Source organism: Streptomyces sp. NBC_00448 (genome assembly GCF_036014115.1).
Taxonomy (GTDB): Bacteria; Actinomycetota; Actinomycetes; order Streptomycetales; family Streptomycetaceae; genus Actinacidiphila.
The window spans coordinates 3,793,293-3,809,683 of record NZ_CP107913.1; the positions used below are offsets into that span (position 1 = coordinate 3,793,293).

Consider the following 16,391-nt stretch of genomic DNA (forward strand, 5'->3'; position numbering starts at 1 on the left):
TACTTTCTGAGCGCTTGCTTACCCGCGGACGCCTACGCCATACCCGTTTTCGCCCCGCTCAACCCGCCCGACCCGCTGAACCCGATCAACGCTGAACCCGATCAACGCTGAACCCGATCAACGCTGAACCCGATCAACGCTCAACCCGCTCGATCCGCTCCGCTCGCTCAACCCGCCGCCGCGAACGCGATGCCGTCGAGGATGTCGTGCTCGCTCACCACGACCTCCTTCGCGCCGGTGCGCTCCATGATGCGCAGCAGCACCAGGGCGCCCGAGGCGATCACGTCGACCCGGCCCTCGTGCATCGACGGGATCGCGGCGCGCTCGGCGTGGGTGGCGGCCAGCAGCCGGCCGGTGATCTCGCGGACCCGCTCGACCGGGACCCGGGAGTGGTGGATCGCGGCCGGGTCGTAGGCGGGCAGGTCCTGGGCGATCGCGGAGATCGTGGTGACCGAACCGGCCAGGCCGACCAGGGTGCAGGCCCGGTCGAGGGGGACGTCGGCGGCCGCCTGGTCGAGGGCCGCGTCGATGTCGGCGATGATCGCGGCGACCCGCTCGGGGGTCGGCGGGTCCACCACCGCGCCGTCCACCAGCAGATGGCGCTCGGTCATCCGCACGCAGCCGATGTCGACCGAGCGGGCGGCGGTCACCTCGCGGTCGCCCAGCACGAACTCGGTGGAGCCGCCGCCGATGTCCACCACCAGGTAGGGCGCGGCCAGGTCGGGGGCGCCGGTCAGTTCGCGGGTGGCGCCGGTGAAGGAGTACTCCGCCTCCTGGGCGCCGGAGATCACCTCGGGGCGCACCCCGAGGAGGGCGACGACACCGTTCACGAAGTCGTCGCGGTTCTCCGCGTCGCGCGACGCGGAGGTGGCCACGAAGCGGATGTGCTCCGGCGCCACCCCGTGCGCGCCGATCACCTCGGCGTACTCCCGGCAGGCCGCGAAGGTGCGCTCCAGCGCCTCCGGGGCGAGCCGGCCGGTGCGGTCCACGCCCTGCCCGAGCCGGACGATCCGCATCCGCCGGTCCAGGTCGGTGAGGCCGCCCGTGGCCGGGTCGACGTCGGCGACCAGCAGCCGGATCGAGTTCGTGCCACAGTCGATCGCGGCCACCCGTACCGTCACTTGGCGGTCCCCTCACCGGTGCAGGGGCCCTTGGCCCACCACTCGGGCAGCAGCGCGAGCGTCTCGTCGCCGAGCGGGTTGACGCCCGGGCCCGCGGCCAGCGAGTGGGCGGCGAGCACGTGCAGGCACTTGACGCGGTCGGGCATCCCGCCCGCACTGGGGAAGCCGGGCAGCACCTCGATGGCGTCGCGGCGGGCGAGGTAGTCCTCGTGGGCGGCGCGGTAGGCGGCGGCCAGCTCCTCGTCCTCGGCGAGCCGGGCGGTCATCCGCTTCATCACGCCCTCCGCCTCCAGGGTGCCGATCGCGGAGGCCGCGCGCGGGCAGGTGAGGTAGTACGTCGTCGGGAAGGGACTGCCGTCCTCCAGCCGGGGCGCGGTCTCGACGACGTCCGGGTTGCCGCAGGGGCATCGGTGCGCGACGGCGCGCAGCCCGCGCGGCTCGCGGCCGAGCTGCGCGCGCACGGCGGCGATGTCGGACTCGGTGGGCGGGGTCTGTTCCGGGGTGGTGTCCATGAGCCGTTCTGCTTTGCGGTGTGCGGGAGTTCGGGCGGCGGGGGTCGGGACGGGCGGCGGGGCGGAGCGGGACCGCGGGCCGGGGCCCGCGGGGGCTTCGGCGGTCAGCGCCGGGGGGCCGCTGCCGCGTCGGCCTGGTCGACGCCGTCCCACATGTTGTCGTACCACGGGCGGTGCGCGGCGGCCTCGTCGGTGGCGCGGCGCTCTGCGGCGGGGTCGGGGTCGCCGGTGCCGGCGCTGCCCGCGACCGAGTAGCCGGTCTCGCCCGGCAGCACGAGGTGCAGGTGCGCGCGGGCCTGGGTGCGGACGTAGTCCGGGTCCTGCCAGCGGGCCTTCTCCTCGCGCAGCTGCTCGACCTTCCGTTTCGCCTGCTGCGCGGCGCGGCGCTGGTCGGCGATGTCGGAGCGCTGGGCGATGTACTGCCGGGTCGGGTAGGCGAGCGCGACCACGAGCGCGCACAGCACCAGCGCCAGCAGCGCCGCGCGCCCGGTGAGCTTGTTGCGCCGCACCGGCCGCCGGGCCGCGGCACGGTAGACGCGCGCCTGCGCCTCCTGGCCGATGGCCTTGAGCCGGGCCGAGGTGGTGAAGCGGTCAGAGAAGCGGTCCGACCCCACGCCGTGACTCCCCTCGCCGTCCTGCTGACGGTCAGATGCGTACGTCCCCGCCCCACGGTACGGGACCGGGTGCGGGGACGTCCGCAGGCTGACGGGACGTCAGCCGCCGAGCGGTGGACGGCCGCCTGGGGCCCGGGGGCCCTCAGCGGCCGTCGGCGGCCGTCGGCGGCGGCGTTCAGCCCTTGAAGCGCGGGAAGGCGCTGCGGCCGGCGTAGACCGCGGCGTCGTCCAGGATCTCCTCGATCCGCAGCAGCTGGTTGTACTTCGCGACGCGCTCGGAGCGGGCCGGGGCGCCGGTCTTGATCTGGCCGCAGTTGGTGGCGACGGCGAGGTCGGCGATGGTGACGTCCTCGGTCTCGCCGGAGCGGTGCGACATCATGCACTTGTAGCCGTTGCGCTGGGCCAGCTCGACGGCGTCCAGCGTCTCGGTCAGCGAGCCGATCTGGTTCACCTTCACCAGCAGCGCGTTGGCCGTGTCGTGGTCGATGCCCTTCTGCAGGCGCTCGGGGTTGGTGACGAACAGGTCGTCGCCGACGATCTGCACCTTCGCGCCGAGCCGGTCGGTGAGCACCTTCCAGCCGTCCCAGTCGTCCTCGAACAGCGGGTCCTCGATGGAGACCAGCGGGTAGGAGGCGACCAGGTCCTCGTAGTACTCGGTCATCTCGGCGGCCGACTTCTCGCCGCCCTCGAACTGGTACTTGCCGTCCTTGTAGAACTCGGACGCGGCCACGTCGAGCGCGAGCGCGACGTCCTGGCCGGGCGCGTAGCCGGCCTGCTTGATCGCCTCGACGATGAGGTCGAGGGCCTCGCGGTTGGAGCCGAGGTTCGGCGCGAAGCCGCCCTCGTCGCCGAGGCCGGTGGACAGCCCGCGGGACTTCAGCACGCCCTTGAGGGTGTGGTAGACCTCGGCACCCCAGCGGACGGCCTCCGAGAAGGACTCGGCGCCGATCGGGGCGATCATGAACTCCTGGATGTCGACGTTGGAGTCCGCGTGCGAGCCGCCGTTGAGGATGTTCATCATCGGGACCGGCAGCACGTGCGCGTTCGGGCCGCCGAGGTAGCGGAAGAGCGGCAGGTCGGACGCCTCGGAGGCGGCGTGCGCGACGGCCAGCGACACGCCGAGGATGGCGTTGGCGCCGAGCGAGGACTTGTCCGGGGTGGCGTCCAGGTCGAGCATCGCCTGGTCGATGAGGCGCTGCTCGGTCGCGTCGTACCCGACCAGCTCGGGGCCGATCTGGTCGCTGACCGACAGGACCGCCTTGCGCACGCCCTTGCCCTGGTAGCGGTCGCTCTCGCCGTCACGCAGTTCGAGGGCCTCGAAGGCGCCGGTGGAGGCGCCGGACGGGACCGCGGCGCGGCCGGTGCTGCCGTCGTCGAGGCCGACCTCGACCTCGACGGTGGGGTTGCCTCGCGAGTCGAGGATTTCCCTGGCTACGACGACGTCGATGGACGGCACGTTGTCTCCTTCTGAGATGTCTTCTCGTCTTTATCAGGACGAGCCTAACCGGCTTCCCCACCCGCGTTGGCGGAAGGCCCGACCGCTGAGACGGCCGGCGGCCGCGGTCCCGCGGAAACGCGCCGGCCGGGCGCGCGCGGTTCGGTGCGCGCGCCCGGCCGGGGCGGTGGGGACCTTCGTTCCGGTGTTACCCGGTGTTCAGCTCAGGTGCAGGTGCTGGCCCGGGTAGATCAGGTCGGCGTCCTTGACGATGTCGTGGTTGAGCGAGAACAGCTTGTGCCAGCCGCCGGACACGTGGTGCTCGGCCGCGATCTTGGAGAGGCTGTCGCCCTTGACCACGGTGTACTCGCCGTCGCCCTTGGGGATGCTGGTCGGCGCGGCGTGCCGGGTGGTGCTGCGGCTGCTCTGCGAGGTGCCGGTGTGCGTGCTGGTCGACGTCGACTTCGAGGGAGCGGACGCGGCCGGGGTGGACGGCGTGCTCGACGACGAGGAGGAGGACGACGAGGACGACGAGCCGGACGGGTTGATGTCCGGGGACGGGCCACCGGAGGTCAGGCCGCCGGCCGACGCGCAGGACCAGGCACCCGGGCCCTGCATGGCGAGCAGCTTCTCGGCGATCGCGATCTGCTGGTCCTTGGTGGCCAGGTCGGCGCGCGGGGCGTACTGCAGACCGCCCGCACCCTCCCAGCTGGACTGCGAGAACTGCAGGCCGCCGTAGTAGCCGTTGCCGGTGTTGATGGACCAGTTGCCACCGGACTCGCACTGGGCGACCGCGTCCCAGGTGGCGACGGAGGCGGCGGAGGCGGACGTGCTGGCGATCAGCGGAACGGTGATCGCGGTGCCGGCGACTCCGGCGAGCGTGGCGATGCGGACAAACCTCTTCGAGGCACGACGGTGCTTACCCATGTTGTTATAGCCCTCACCGACGCCTACGAGGTGAGCTGTCGGGTTCGGACGTGAGTTGCCCGGCCGCGCCGCCTCAGGCGGCGATTCGGCTTCACCCCGAGCCGGACCGTGCTGCCGCGGTGGCCGCGACGGTTGCTGTCCGTCGCCGCGGCGTGCGGCTGGTCCGGCGGAAGACCTTGGGTCCCCCGCTCCTGCCTGCGGCGCTTTCGCGTCGACTGTTCCCGTGGGGCGGCGGCAGGACTCGGCGTTCCGCTCCGAACGGGGCCCGCTGTGGCGAGCGGTTAGACGTTAAGCACACCGCACCGGGTTCTTCAAACATTCCGGCGGTGGGCTCCAACTGCGCGCTCACGCTCGGCGGGTGGATATCGGCGCAGGTCGGGAGGGTGGCATTCGCGAGTTGACGATCGAACGGCCGAACGAGGCCGCGAGACCCTTGTCACATCGGCGGCGGCGGCCGGGAGTTGATACGTCCGGTTTGTCTTCCGGCCGCCACGCGCCTTCCGCTCAGCCGAGGTTGAGGATCTGTCCTGGTTTGATGAGGTTGGGGTCGTTGCCGATGAGGGCGTGGTTGGTCTCGTAGAGCTGGTGCCAGCCGCCGGCGACGTGGTGCGCGGCGGCGATGCCGGAGAGCGAGTCGCCGGAGCCGACCTCGTAACCGTCGGTGCTGCTCTTGCCCTCGGCGGGCTGCCCGGTGGACGGTTCGGCCCGGTGGGCGCCCTGGCTGCCGCTGCCGTTCGCGCCGTCGGAGGCGGGGGTGGGGTCGGCGGTCGAGAAGACCTCGGTCCTGGTGGCCCGGTCCTGGGCGGCCAGTTCGTCGTCGGTCGGGTCGTACGGCTTCCCGTGCCGGCCGGAGCCGGTGGTGGGCGTGCCCGGGTCGGTCGGCGTGCCCGCGGTCGGGGTGCCCGAGCCGGTCGGCGTCGTCGGCGACGTGGTGGGCGTGCCGGAGCCGGACGGCGGCGTGCTCGGGGTGCCGGTGGTGGGCGTGCCCGGGTCGGTCGGCGTGCCCGCGGTCGGGGTGCCCGAGCCGGTCGGCGTGGTCGGCGACGTGGTGGGCGTGCCGGAGTCGGACGGCGCGGTGGTCGCACCGGAAGTCGGCTGGATGCCGGTGGGGCCCGACGGGTCGGGCGCCGGCGTGGCGGTCGGGTCGACGTCCGGCGTCGCGGTGTCGATGAGCAGCCCGGTGGTGAGCTCGCAGCCCGGCCACGCGTTGGGGCCGAGGTCGGTGAGGATCTTCTGGGCGACGGTGATCTGCTGCGCCCGGGTCGCGAGGTCGGGCCGCTTGGCGTACGTGTCGCCGCCGTACTGGTCCCAGGTGTCCTGGGTGATCGCCAGACCTCCGAAGAAGCCGTTGTCGGTGTTCGCGCCCCACACACCGCCGGTCTCGCATGCCGCCACCTTGTCCCAGGTGGTCGCGTCGGCCGCCTGGGCCGAGCCGGCGCTGATCAGGGGGAGCGCGATACCGACGCCTGTCGCGGCGGCGGTCGCCACGGTCACCACTGCCGCCGGGGCCTGCCGGGGGCGTCGGTGCCGGCCGTTACCGGACGAGAGCATGCGGTCGCCTTTCGTTCAAGCCCTAAGCCATTTCCGTGGGCCCTGCCACGCGTCGTGCCATGGGCCACGCGGTACACGCCTTGCGTTGACCGCAGAACGTAGCGGGCTTGGCCAGTGCGTCACAAGTCGGTGTAGCGATCATCACGTCGCGATCACGGTGCTGACGCCGCGTCACCTGACGGGCGGCGCCTCGGCGGTGAACTCCACCGGCAGGGTACGCAGTCCACGCATGATCAGGCCACCGCGCCAGCGCAGTTCGGCCGGTTCCACGGCCAGCCGCAGGTCCGGCAGGCGGGTCAGCAGCGCGGCGAACGCGGTCCTCGCCTCCAGCCGCGCGAGCGGCGCGCCCAGGCAGTAGTGGATGCCGTGCCCGTAGCCGAGATGCGGGTTGTCGCGGCGGGCGAGGTCCGGGGTGTCCGGCGCGGCGAACCTGGCCGGATCGCGGTCAGCCGCGGCCAGCACCACCAGCACGGGGTCCCCGGCCGCGATCGGCCGGCCGCCGATCTCCAGCGGCCCGGTGGCGTACCGCCAGGTCGCCATCTCCACCGGGCCGTCGTAGCGCAGCAGTTCCTCGACCGCGGACTCCAGCAGCGTGCTGTCACCGGCCGACAGCGACTCCTGGAGGGCGTCGCGCTGCGCGGGGTGGGCCAGCAGGGTGTGCACCCCGTTGCCGATCAGGTTGACGGTGGTCTCGAAGCCGGCGAAGAGCAGGATGAAGGCCATCGCGGCGGCCTCGTTCTCCGTCAGGTGCTCGCCGTGGTCACTCGCCCGGATCAGCCCCGAGATCAGGTCGTCGCCGAGGTCGCCGCGCTTGCGGTGGATCAACTCGACGAGATACGCCCGCATCTTCTTCACCGCCCGGGCCACCCCACCGCGCGGCCCGCCACCCTGGCCCGGCACGGCGTGACGCACCATCATCCCGGCCCAGTCCCGGAAGTCGTCCTGGTCCTGCCTCGGCACCCCGAGCAGGTCGCAGATGGCGTAGATCGGCAGCGGGAAGGCGAACTCGTGGATGAGGTCCGCCTCGCCCCGGCCCGCGAACGCGTCGATGAAACCGTCCGTCAACTCGCGTACCCGCGGCTCGAAGACCGCGACCGTACGCGGCGTGAACGCCTTCGACACCAGGCGGCGCAGCCGGGTGTGGTCGGGCGGGTCGATGTTCAGCAGATGCGTCGTCAGTTCCGCGGTCCGCTCCCCCGGGATGCCGGTCCTCCCTTTCGCGGCCGACTCCCCCGCGTGGTGCACCGGGTTCTTGCTCAGCCGCCCGTCGGCCAGCGCCTGCCGCGCGTCGGCGTACCGCGTCACGAGCCACGCCCCGACGCCGCTGGGCAGCGTCGTCCACCGCACGGGCGCGTGCTCGCGCAGCCACGCGTACGCGGGGTAGGGGTCGGTGGCGAACTCCCAGGAGAACAGTTCCGGCTGCGCCGGGGGCGTGCCGTTCGGCGGCGGGGGTAGGTCGGTCACCCCCTGACCGTACCGGGCGCCCTCGTCCGCGCCGGGCCCGGGCGGACGATGCCACCGGGGCAACGTTTCCCCTGGTCAGCGCGGTCCCGGCGGGCTCGGTTCACCCTTTCGGGTGAGGGATCGTCGTCCGGCCTGGGTACGCTTTCCGTACGCGCCAAAATCCGTCGCATGGGAGCGCTGATGAGCACCGCAGCCGAAGGCGATCAGGGCACGGGCCCCACCTGGCCTCTGCCGCCGCCCGGTGGGTGGACCGCGGACGACCTGGACCGCATTCCGGGCCTCCCGGCACACACCGAGATGATCGACGGAGGGCTGTTTTTCATGAGTCCGCAGACTTACTTCCACATGGCCGTATTGCGGCTCCTGGAAACTACGCTGCTGGACCAGGCGCCGGAAGAGTACGACGTGGTCCGGGAGATGACTGTCACGCTAGATGAGCAGGACCGGCCGGAACCGGACCTGATGGTCGTGCCCTACTCTGCCCTGGACCGGATGCGGCAGACGTCGTTCGATCCGTCACAGATCGTCCTGGCGATCGAGGTCGTCTCGCCCGAGTCCGTGCGTCGCGACCGCGACGTCAAGCCGAGAAAGTACGCGAAGGCCGGCATCCGCCACTTCTGGCGGGTGGAGGAGAACGACGGCGCACCCGTGGTGTACGTCTACGAGATCGACCCCGCCGCAGGTTCGTACGCGATCACCGGTATCCACCACGAGCGGCTGAAGGTCGCGGCCCCCTTTGTCGTCGACGCCGATCTGACCAAGCTCCGCCGCGGCCGCCCCGGTGGGGAACCGACACAGGGTTCCTGATCCCGAGCCCCGATCAGCCGGCGGCCAGGGCCTCCCTGCTGAGGTGGTCGGACTGGCGGGTGGTCTCGGGGAGGCGGTAGCGCGGGGACAGGTCCAGGACACGGGCGCAGGCGGTCGGCAGGTCGATCAGATGACCGGTGGAGACGTAGACCGGCTTGACGCGGCTCTGGGTGCGCAGCGCGCGGCCGACCACCTCGCCGTCGTCCACCAGGTCGGCGTGGTCGCCGCGGTCCGGGCCGAGGGCGGCCGGGTCGTGCCGGCCGGTGAAGGGGGTCTTGGCGACGCCCGCGGTCGGCAGGCCGGTGAGCACCCCGAGGTGGCAGGCGAGGCCGAAGCGGCGCGGGTGGGAGCGGCCGTGCCCGTCGCAGAGCAGCAGGTCGGGGGTGGTCGTCAGCTTGCGCAGCGCGGCGACCAGGGCGGGCAGCTCGCGGAAGGCGAACAGGCCCGGAACGTACGGGAAGGCGGTGGTCGCGGCGGCGGTCGCGCGCTCGACCACGCCGAGGGTCGCCGTGTCGATCACCACGACGGCGGCCGCGACCAGGTCGCCGGTGCCGCGCCCGTCGCCGGCGTAGGCGACGTCGAGGCCCGCGACCAGGCGGGGCGCGGCCGGCCCGGGGCCGCGGTGGTCGGCGAGCGGCCGCAGCCGCTCCTGGAGGGCGAGGGCTTCGTCCTCGCCGGCCGGCCAGGCATAGGGGACGTCCAGCCGCACCGGCGTCAACCGCCTTCCACGGTACGGCCGGTGGTGTCGGAGGCGTCGGTGTCCGCGTCGCCCGACGGACCGGTACCGGTACCGGTCCGCGCCGCGCGACGCGCCTCCGCGGCCTTCGTCGCGGCCCGGTAGCGGCGTGCGGCCTGCCGCAGCGCGCGCTCCGGGTCGATGCCGGCGGACTGCGCGGCGGCGGCCTCCGCGAGCAGGTGGTCGCCGAGCGCGGTCTCGTCGCCGGCACCGGGCGCGGCCGGGCCGGCGGGCAGCGGGAGTCCCGCGGCCCGCGCGCGGCCGGCGAGCTTCGCCGCGAGCGCGAGGGCGGGGGCAGCGACCGGGACGCCCTCGGTGACGGACTCCCGGGCCTTCTCGGCGCCCTTGCGCCGCAGCCAGATCGCGCGGACCTCCTCCGGGGTCCGGGCCTGCTCGTCGCCGAAGATGTGCGGGTGGCGGTGGATCAGCTTGGTGATCAGGCCCGCGGCGACGTCGTCGATGCCGTACGGCTCCTCCGGGTCGCCCTCGGCGATGGCCGCGTGGAAGACCACCTGGAGCAGCACGTCGCCCAACTCCTCGCGGACGGCGGTCCGGTCGCCCTCCTCGATCGCCTCGACCAGTTCGTACATCTCCTCGATGCCGTACGCGGCGAGGTCCTCGTGGGTGCGGGTGCTGCTCCACGGGCACTCGGCCCTGATCCGGTCCATCACCCGCACCAGGTCGAGCAGTCGCGCGCCGGGCAGGTCGTACGACCCCGGCAGCAGCTCCAGTTCGGGCATCGCGACCCGGCCGGAGCCGCCCAGCCGGGCCAGCTCGTCGGTGACGGCCGGGTCCGCGCCGGCGTCCGGCGGCAGGTACACCACGGTGCGGCCGCCCGCGGTGGCGTCCACCAGCTGCTGCCCGGTCGGCGCCGCCGTCTCGACGGTGACACCGGCCTGCCGCAGGTAGGGCAGCTGCGGGTGGTCCGGGTCCGCGCACAGCACGCGGTCGGCCTCGCGCAGCACCTGCCACGCGGGCCAGGAGAGCAGGCCGGGCGCGACCCGGTGGCTCATGGTGAGCAGCACCAGGCGCCCGGGGGGCACGGCGGCGGGTTCTTCGGTCACCCCTCGAACGTACCGCGCGCCGCCGGCCCGGCGATCACCCGCCCGGCGATCGACGGGGCGGGCGGCCGGGCGCGGGCGGGCGGGCGACGAGGCGGTCAGGGTCCGGCGGAGCGCTCAGGTCCGGCGAGGCGCTCAGGCGACGTCGGTGGGCGCGGCGGTGTCGTCGGGGCTCGTCACCGGGGTCTTGTCGATCACCCACGGGTCCTTGACCTTGCCGATGGACGCGCTCTTGCCGTCCCAGACGCCGTACCGCGGGTTGATGTGCACATGGAGCGACTTGGCGGTCTGCACCATGTAGTCCTCCAGCGCCTTCTCGCCGCCGTCGCTGCCCGGCTGGTACCCGAGCGCCGCGATGATCTTCGTGATCGCGATCTTCTCGTGCAGGTAGCTGTTGATCTGGTCGGGCGGCGTGCCGTACTGCGCGAGCATGCCGGCCTCGTAGCTCTTCTGGGAGCCGCCGGCGAGCTGCTGCACCTCGGCGTCGTACTCCCGCTGCACCTCGCCCGCGGACACCGTCAGCCCCTTGTCGGCGAGCGCCTTGTCCACCACCTGGGTCTGCACGATCACGTTGAGCACCTGGGTCGGCAGCTGGGTGGCGCCGGACACCGCCTGCGCGGCCTGCGGGTTGCCGTTCGCGGCCGTCCGCAGGTCCGAGACGCGCGCCTGCACGGTCGACATGGCGATCCGCTGGTCGCCGACCACCGCGGCCGCGCCCGTGCGGTTGGGCCCCGACCCGCACGCGGTCAGTGCGGGCGAGGCCAGCAGCAGTGCGACTGCGGCGGTGGAGACGGCGGTACGGCGGCGGACCATGGGTGCCTCCCGGCGGGTGATGGCGGGGAACAGCGGGGATGTTCTCCTCGCGTCTCGCGTCTCGCGTTCCTGGCGTGATGGATGATCGAGCACGAGGATATTGACCAACGGCGGCCGATATCCAGCACTCTGCACAACGTGATCCGGGCCGGGAGGGTTGCGGCCGGTCAGCCGGTGGGAAGCGGCTGCTTCGGGCAGGTGTTCAGCACCTTGCGCATGGCGGCCTGCTCGGCGGAGGTGACCGAAAGGCCGTACTTCTTCTTCACGGCGACCTGGCGGGCCACGTAGGAGCAGCGGAACGACGTGTTCGGGGGCAGCCAGGTGGCGGTGTCGCCGTCGCTCTTGCGGCGGTTGGTGGAGGAGTCGACGGCGAGCAGGTTCAGCGGGTCGTTGGCGAAGTCCTCACGGCGGTCCTTGGACCACTGCTGGGCGCCCTTCTGCCAGGCGTCGGACAGGGCCACGGCGTGGTCGATGTCGACCTTGCTGGCGCCGCGCTTGTAGACGATCCGCGTGCCGGTGTACGGGTCGGCGAGGGTGCCGCCGGTGATAACGCAGTCCTTGGTGCCGGCCCGGTACGTCTTCTTGGTGAGGTCGCGCTGCAGTATGTCGTCGCGGGTGTCGCAGTGGTTGTGGTCCACGTCGGCCCAGGCGGGGCCGAACCGGTCGCGGGAGTAACCGGTCTTCGGGGCACGGCCCTTGACCTTCAGGGCGTTCGCGGCGGCCAGCGCGCTGCCGTGGGCGGCGCTCGGGGTGGCGCCCGGATCGCCGCCGGTGGCAGCGGTGCCGGCACCGCTGCTCGCGCTGCTGGTGGGGTCCGCGCCCAGGCTGGTGTCCTTGCACCCGGCGACGCCCAGCGTCGCGGCCAGTACCGCCGTGCAGGCCAGCGCCCGCGTCCTGCGTATGCCCATCGATCACACCTCGGAAGTTCGCTCGTCCGGGGCGCCACCCGCCCCTCCCGCCCTGCCGAACGGCAGGTCCTACCCCTGAACCTGCCCCAACCAGGCGAGCGTACGGCGCACTTCCGCCGGGAAGGGGTGGTGGAGTCCGCGCACCCGCTCGGCGTCGTAGAGCAGGCGGGTCAGCACGTCGCGGGCCGCGTGCCGGTCGCCGACGGACAGCAGCAGGTGCCCGATCCGGCGCCGGATCTCCAGCGGCGGCCCGGGGTCGGTGGCGGCCCAGCGCTCGAAGTAGGGCAGCAGAACGCGGTATTCGGACAGCGCGGAGGTGGTGTCGCCCAACTGCTCCAGGCACTGCGTCGCTTCGTAGCGGTACTGCAGGGCCTGCCGGTCCGCGCCGCCGTACTGGGAGGCGAACTCCTCGGACAGCCGGCGCAGTTCGGGCAGCGCGCGGCGGTACTGGCCGTCCTCCATCAAGGTGGCGGCGTACTGCTTGCGCAGGCTGCGCAGCACCGGGGAGTGCTCGCCGTGCTTCTCGGCGGCGGCCGGCAGCAGCCCGCCGAGCACGTCCACGGCCTGGGTGATCCGGCCCGCGGCCAGCAGCCGGCGCACCTCGTCGACGGCTGCGGCCAGGTCGGGGCCCGCGGAGTTCACCGCCGGCGGGTAGGCGGGGCGTTCGGGCAGCGGCGCGGGCGCGGGCTTGTCCGGCCAGGGGGCGTGCGGGCGCAGGAACGGCCGGGTGGGGTCCATCGGGCCGAGCGGCGCGGAGCGGGGCCCGCCGGGCGGCACCAGGGCGACGAGCTGCCGGAAGGCGTCCTGCGCGTCCTCCGGGCGGTCCTGCGGGTCCTTCGCCAGCAGCCGCAGCACCAGGGCCTCCAGCGGCTCGGGCACCTGGGGGCGTATGCGGCGCAGCGGCGTCGGCGGCTCGTACAGGTGGCCGTGCAGCACGCCGAGCGCCGTCGGCGCCCCGAACGGCACCTCGCCGCCGAGCAGTTCGTGCAGCACCACGCCCAGGGCGTACAGGTCGGTGCGCGGGCCGATGGCGCCGCCCATCGCCTGCTCGGGCGCCATGTACGCGGGGCTGCCGATCGGCGAGCCGGTGTGGGTGAGCCGGGTGGTGTCGGTGTCCATCACGGACGCGACACCCAGGTCGAGCACGGTGACGGTGCCGTCGGTCCTGATCATCACGTTGCGCGGCTTGAGGTCGCGGTGGACGATCGGGACGGCGTGCACGGCCGACAGCGCGGCGCACAACTGCGCGCCGACGGCGACCGCCCACGGCCACGGGTAGGGCGTGTGCGCGGCCAGGTGGTCGCCGAGGTCGCTGCCCTCCACGTACTGCATCACCAGATACAGCTCGTCGCCGTCGGCGCCCGCGTCGTGCACGGTGACCAGGCCGGGGTGGTCGACCTGGGCGGTGACCCGGCACTCGCGGTCGAAGCGCTGCCGCAGCTCGTCCACGTTCTCCCCGCCGGCGACCTTGTCGGGGCGCAGCAGCTTCACCGCGACCCTGCGGTCCAGCCGCCGGTCGTACGCGGTCCACACCTGCCCCATGCCGCCCTGGCCGATGATCGCGGCCAGTTCGTACCGCCCGGCGATGAGCCGACCGGTCACCTGGCCCCCTCGCCCTCACCGCTGTCCTGGCTGTCGCCGCGCTCCTTGCGCAGGAAGTCGCTCAGCTCGTCGAGTTCGGCCCGGACCTGGTCGATGCGGGGGGCCGGCGGCGGGGTGGGACGGGGCACGGGGGTCGGGGTGGCGGGACGGTTCACCGGCGGCGGGGTGGCCGGGCGGGAGGGCGACGGGGTGGACGGGGTGGACGGGCCTTGGTTCACCGGCGCGTTCGGCACGCTGGGCATGCTCGGTATGTTCGGCGCGCCCTGCATCGGGGCCGGTTGGGCGGCCGGACCGGGGTACTGCCGCGGGGCCGGGTAGCCCTGGTGCGGCGGGGGCACCATCGGGCCGCCGGTGCCGTAGCCGGTGGCGTACGGGTTCGGCTGCGGGTAGCCGGGCGCGGCGGGCCACCCCTGGCGGCCGGTGCGGTACCTGAGGATGTCGGCGACCAGGAAGTACACCGCGCCGCCGAACATGCAGATCAGGATGAGGGTGCCGCCCGTGTTGGCCTGCCAGTCGTTGTCGTCGTCGGACAGCCCGAAGCAGACCACGGCGATCACGGCCATGCCGACCGCGACGGCCAGCATCAGCCAGTCGGAGGTGCGCTTGCGCAGCACCGCCAGGTACAGCATCGAGCACCACGCGAGGAAGCCCAGGGTGACCACCGGCAGCACGGTGAGGATCACCCGCAGCACGACGGCAGTCGTGGGGTGTGCGGGCTTGGGCCCCTGCGTCACCGGACCTGGGCCGTACATGTGGGTGCTCCTGGGTCGTCGGGCCACGGACGGCGGGCGGTCTCTGCTCGACGTCCGCCGCCACACGGACACCGCGGGTGCCCGCGCCCACCCATCGGCGAACACCCTGTGAGCGTATCGGCCGCAGAGCGCGGCCGTCCCCCGCTCACCCCGGACCTGTGGACAACTATTTCGGCCTGCCCGGTTCCCCGGCGCGACCCGGCGTCCGCGGACCGTCCACGCACCCTCCCCGCACAGTCCTCGCCTTCGCCCGCGGCCGCCGGGGCGGGGACCGTTCGCGGCACCCGGTCGGTGCCGGTGCCGCGCGGGGTCCCGCCGGCACAGCGTCGTCCCGTATCTTTTCCGGCAGACCCCGACCCCGCTTCCGCTGGAGGACGACGATGGACAGGGCCGAGGCCGTCATCCCGGCGCAGGAGGCCGACGCCGGCGCCGATGCCGTGGCGGGTGCGGGCGCGGCGAAGGCCGCCGGCGGGGCCGGCGGCACCGGGCTGCGGTTGCGCAGGTTCGGCGCCGACGCGGACCCCTACGTGCTCGCGGTCGTCTTCTTCGCCGCCTACACCGCGCTGTCGGTGACCCGCTACCGGCAGTTGCTCACGATGTCCTGGGACCTGGGCATCTTCGAGCAGGCGATCAAGTCCTACGCCCACCTGCACGCGCCGGTCGCGGACCTCAAGGGCCCGGGGTTCAACATCCTCGGCGACCACTTCAGCCCGATCACCGCGCTGATCGCGCCCTTCTACCGGGTCTTCCCGACCCCGGTGACGCTGCTGGTCGCCCAGGCGCTGCTGTTCGCGGTGTCGGTGATCCCGGTGACCCGGGTCGCCGGGCTACTGCTCGGGCGGGGCCGCGGGCTCGCGATCGGGGTGGCCTACGCGCTGTCGTGGGGCGTGCAGAAGGCCGTCCAGTTCGACTTCCACGAGATCGCGTTCGCGATGCCGCTGCTGGCCTTCTCCCTGGAGGCGGTGCTGCGCAAGCGCTGGGTGGCGGCGATGTGGTGGGCGGTTCCGCTGGTCTTCGTCAAGGAGGACATGGGTGTCACGGCCGCCGCGATCGGTGTGATCGTGTGGTGGCGCACCCGGGAGACGCAGGGCGCCGAAGCGGTGGACGCGGCGCGCGCCGACACGGACTACGGCACGGACACCGGCGCGGCGCCGGGCGAGCACGCCGCGGAGTCCGGCACCGGTTCCGCCACCGCCGGCACCGATTCCGCCACCGACCCCGGCACCGAGGGCGACGGCCGCACCGGTCACGGCGCCCACGGCGAGCGGCTGTCCGACGCCCTGCGCTTCGGCCCCTGGGCGATCGGCCTGGCCGGCTTCGGGGTCGCCATGTCCGCGCTCGCCTTCGCCGTGATCATCCCGGCGTTCAACAAGACCGGCGGGTACGACTACTGGAACAAGCTGAACGGCAACGGCGCCCCGATGCCCGGGCACATCCCGTTCGACACCGCGGCCCATACCCTGCTGTGGATTCTGCTGCCCACCACCGGGCTGCTCGCCCTGCGCTCCCCGCTGATCCTCGCCGCGCTGCCCACCATCGGCTGGCGGTTCGTCTCGCACGACGACCACTACTGGGGCACCGACTGGCACTACAGCGCGGTGCTGATGCCGGTGGTCATGCTCGCCCTCGTGGACGCCGCCGTGACCTCCCGGCGCAGCCCGCGCCCCTGGCTGCGCTCCTACGCCTCCGGGCTGCCCGCGGCCGCGGCCGGCGCCGCCCTGGCGCTGACCTTGACCCTCCCCCTGGCGTCGCTCAGCCACTCGGCCACCTACAAGGTCGACGCCCGCACCAAGGCGATCGAGCACACCCTCGACGAGATCCCCGACGGCGCCACGGTGGAGGCGAACGTCGGCCCGATCAGCCACCTGGTGCACCGCACCACCGTGTACTGGGTCGGCGACACCCAGGGCGTCACCCCGCAGTACATCGCGATCGACAACACATCCGGCTGGGCCGGCGACCCGGTGACGTACGCCAAGCAGCTGCACCCGGCCGCCACGTACAGCATGGTCGCCGACAACCAGGGATATGTGGTGCTCCACCTCACATCGGGCGGCCGGTAGGGCGAGCCGGTGGAACGGGCCGGTA

The 16,391-nt window shown here is 73.2% G+C and carries 15 protein-coding genes; 2 read left to right on the forward strand and 13 right to left on the reverse strand.

The genetic code is table 11. The features are described 5' to 3' along the window. Positions 1 to 167 precede the first annotated feature (167 nt). The 7 genes from OG370_RS16000 to OG370_RS16030 all read right to left on the reverse strand — a co-directional run bounded on the left by OG370_RS16000 (position 168) and on the right by OG370_RS16030 (position 7,624). Positions 168 to 1,121: a Ppx/GppA phosphatase family protein gene (locus OG370_RS16000; protein WP_328464795.1), complete on the reverse strand. Its 954-nt coding sequence runs from the start codon at positions 1,119 to 1,121 to the stop codon at positions 168 to 170. Then, a complete protein-coding gene (locus tag OG370_RS16005; protein WP_328464797.1) occupies positions 1,118 to 1,633 on the reverse strand; it encodes a DUF501 domain-containing protein in 516 nt (171 codons plus the stop codon). Before OG370_RS16005 ends, OG370_RS16000 begins: the two co-directional genes overlap by 4 nt. 104 nt (positions 1,634 to 1,737) lie before the next feature. Beyond that, positions 1,738 to 2,247 carry an FtsB family cell division protein gene (locus OG370_RS16010; RefSeq protein ID WP_328464799.1) on the reverse strand — a complete coding sequence of 170 codons (510 nt, stop codon included), beginning with the start codon at positions 2,245 to 2,247 and terminating at the stop codon, positions 1,738 to 1,740. A 175-nt stretch (positions 2,248 to 2,422) separates the two neighbouring features. Beyond that, positions 2,423 to 3,703 carry a phosphopyruvate hydratase gene (gene eno, locus OG370_RS16015; protein ID WP_202234004.1) on the reverse strand — a complete coding sequence of 427 codons (1,281 nt, stop codon included), beginning with the start codon at positions 3,701 to 3,703 and terminating at the stop codon, positions 2,423 to 2,425. A 198-nt stretch (positions 3,704 to 3,901) separates the two neighbouring features. After that, the gene (locus OG370_RS16020; protein ID WP_328464806.1) at positions 3,902 to 4,609 is read right to left on the reverse strand and encodes a transglycosylase family protein; all 708 of its coding nucleotides are present in this window, start codon (positions 4,607 to 4,609) and stop codon (positions 3,902 to 3,904) included. Positions 4,610 to 5,113: 504 nt separating this feature from the next. Then, a complete protein-coding gene (locus OG370_RS16025) occupies positions 5,114 to 6,160 on the reverse strand; it encodes a transglycosylase family protein (RefSeq protein WP_328464808.1) in 1,047 nt (348 codons plus the stop codon). A gap of 171 nt (positions 6,161 to 6,331) precedes the next feature. Then, the gene (locus OG370_RS16030; RefSeq protein ID WP_328464810.1) at positions 6,332 to 7,624 is read right to left on the reverse strand and encodes a cytochrome P450 family protein; all 1,293 of its coding nucleotides are present in this window, start codon (positions 7,622 to 7,624) and stop codon (positions 6,332 to 6,334) included. A 168-nt stretch (positions 7,625 to 7,792) separates the two neighbouring features. Between OG370_RS16030 and OG370_RS16035 the strand changes: the two genes are divergently transcribed. Continuing rightward, positions 7,793 to 8,431, forward strand: coding sequence for a Uma2 family endonuclease (locus tag OG370_RS16035; RefSeq protein ID WP_328464812.1), 639 nt, complete (start codon positions 7,793 to 7,795; stop codon positions 8,429 to 8,431). Positions 8,432 to 8,444: 13 nt separating this feature from the next. Here OG370_RS16035 and OG370_RS16040 read toward each other — a convergent pair whose 3' ends face one another. The 6 genes from OG370_RS16040 to OG370_RS16065 all read right to left on the reverse strand — a co-directional run bounded on the left by OG370_RS16040 (position 8,445) and on the right by OG370_RS16065 (position 14,303). Beyond that, positions 8,445 to 9,140: an endonuclease V gene (locus tag OG370_RS16040; RefSeq protein WP_328464813.1), complete on the reverse strand. Its 696-nt coding sequence runs from the start codon at positions 9,138 to 9,140 to the stop codon at positions 8,445 to 8,447. 5 nt (positions 9,141 to 9,145) lie between these two features. After that, a complete protein-coding gene (locus OG370_RS16045) occupies positions 9,146 to 10,231 on the reverse strand; it encodes a nucleoside triphosphate pyrophosphohydrolase (RefSeq protein ID WP_328464815.1) in 1,086 nt (361 codons plus the stop codon). 132 nt (positions 10,232 to 10,363) lie between these two features. Continuing rightward, positions 10,364 to 11,041 (reverse strand): SurA N-terminal domain-containing protein, encoded by a 678-nt coding sequence (locus tag OG370_RS16050; protein WP_328464817.1) that lies wholly within the window; start codon positions 11,039 to 11,041, stop codon positions 10,364 to 10,366. 167 nt (positions 11,042 to 11,208) lie between these two features. Then, on the reverse strand, positions 11,209 to 11,949 hold the full coding sequence (locus OG370_RS16055; protein WP_328464819.1) for an HNH endonuclease family protein: 741 nt from the start codon (positions 11,947 to 11,949) through the stop codon (positions 11,209 to 11,211). 69 nt (positions 11,950 to 12,018) lie between these two features. Then, positions 12,019 to 13,551 carry a serine/threonine-protein kinase gene (locus tag OG370_RS16060; protein ID WP_328464821.1) on the reverse strand — a complete coding sequence of 511 codons (1,533 nt, stop codon included), beginning with the start codon at positions 13,549 to 13,551 and terminating at the stop codon, positions 12,019 to 12,021. Beyond that, positions 13,548 to 14,303 carry a hypothetical protein gene (locus tag OG370_RS16065; protein ID WP_328464823.1) on the reverse strand — a complete coding sequence of 252 codons (756 nt, stop codon included), beginning with the start codon at positions 14,301 to 14,303 and terminating at the stop codon, positions 13,548 to 13,550. The genes OG370_RS16060 and OG370_RS16065 overlap by 4 nt, the downstream gene beginning before the upstream one ends. Before the next feature lie 380 nt (positions 14,304 to 14,683). Between OG370_RS16065 and OG370_RS16070 the strand changes: the two genes are divergently transcribed. Next, positions 14,684 to 16,366: a DUF2079 domain-containing protein gene (locus OG370_RS16070; protein ID WP_328464825.1), complete on the forward strand. Its 1,683-nt coding sequence runs from the start codon at positions 14,684 to 14,686 to the stop codon at positions 16,364 to 16,366. Positions 16,367 to 16,391: the final 25 nt, after the last annotated feature.

What these genes read in the sequence shown, in the direction of transcription:
- OG370_RS16005 (WP_328464797.1), bottom strand. Translation starts at nt 1,633, where the DNA reads ATGGACACCACCCCGGAACAGACCCCGCCCACCGAGTCCGACATCGCC.
- OG370_RS16020 (WP_328464806.1), bottom strand. Translation starts at nt 4,609, where the DNA reads ATGGGTAAGCACCGTCGTGCCTCGAAGAGGTTTGTCCGCATCGCCACG.
- OG370_RS16025 (WP_328464808.1), bottom strand. Translation starts at nt 6,160, where the DNA reads ATGCTCTCGTCCGGTAACGGCCGGCACCGACGCCCCCGGCAGGCCCCG.
- OG370_RS16035 (WP_328464812.1), top strand. Translation starts at nt 7,793, where the DNA reads ATGGGAGCGCTGATGAGCACCGCAGCCGAAGGCGATCAGGGCACGGGC.
- OG370_RS16050 (WP_328464817.1), bottom strand. Translation starts at nt 11,041, where the DNA reads ATGGTCCGCCGCCGTACCGCCGTCTCCACCGCCGCAGTCGCACTGCTG.
- OG370_RS16055 (WP_328464819.1), bottom strand. Translation starts at nt 11,949, where the DNA reads ATGGGCATACGCAGGACGCGGGCGCTGGCCTGCACGGCGGTACTGGCC.
- OG370_RS16065 (WP_328464823.1), bottom strand. Translation starts at nt 14,303, where the DNA reads ATGTACGGCCCAGGTCCGGTGACGCAGGGGCCCAAGCCCGCACACCCC.
- OG370_RS16070 (WP_328464825.1), top strand. Translation starts at nt 14,684, where the DNA reads ATGGACAGGGCCGAGGCCGTCATCCCGGCGCAGGAGGCCGACGCCGGC.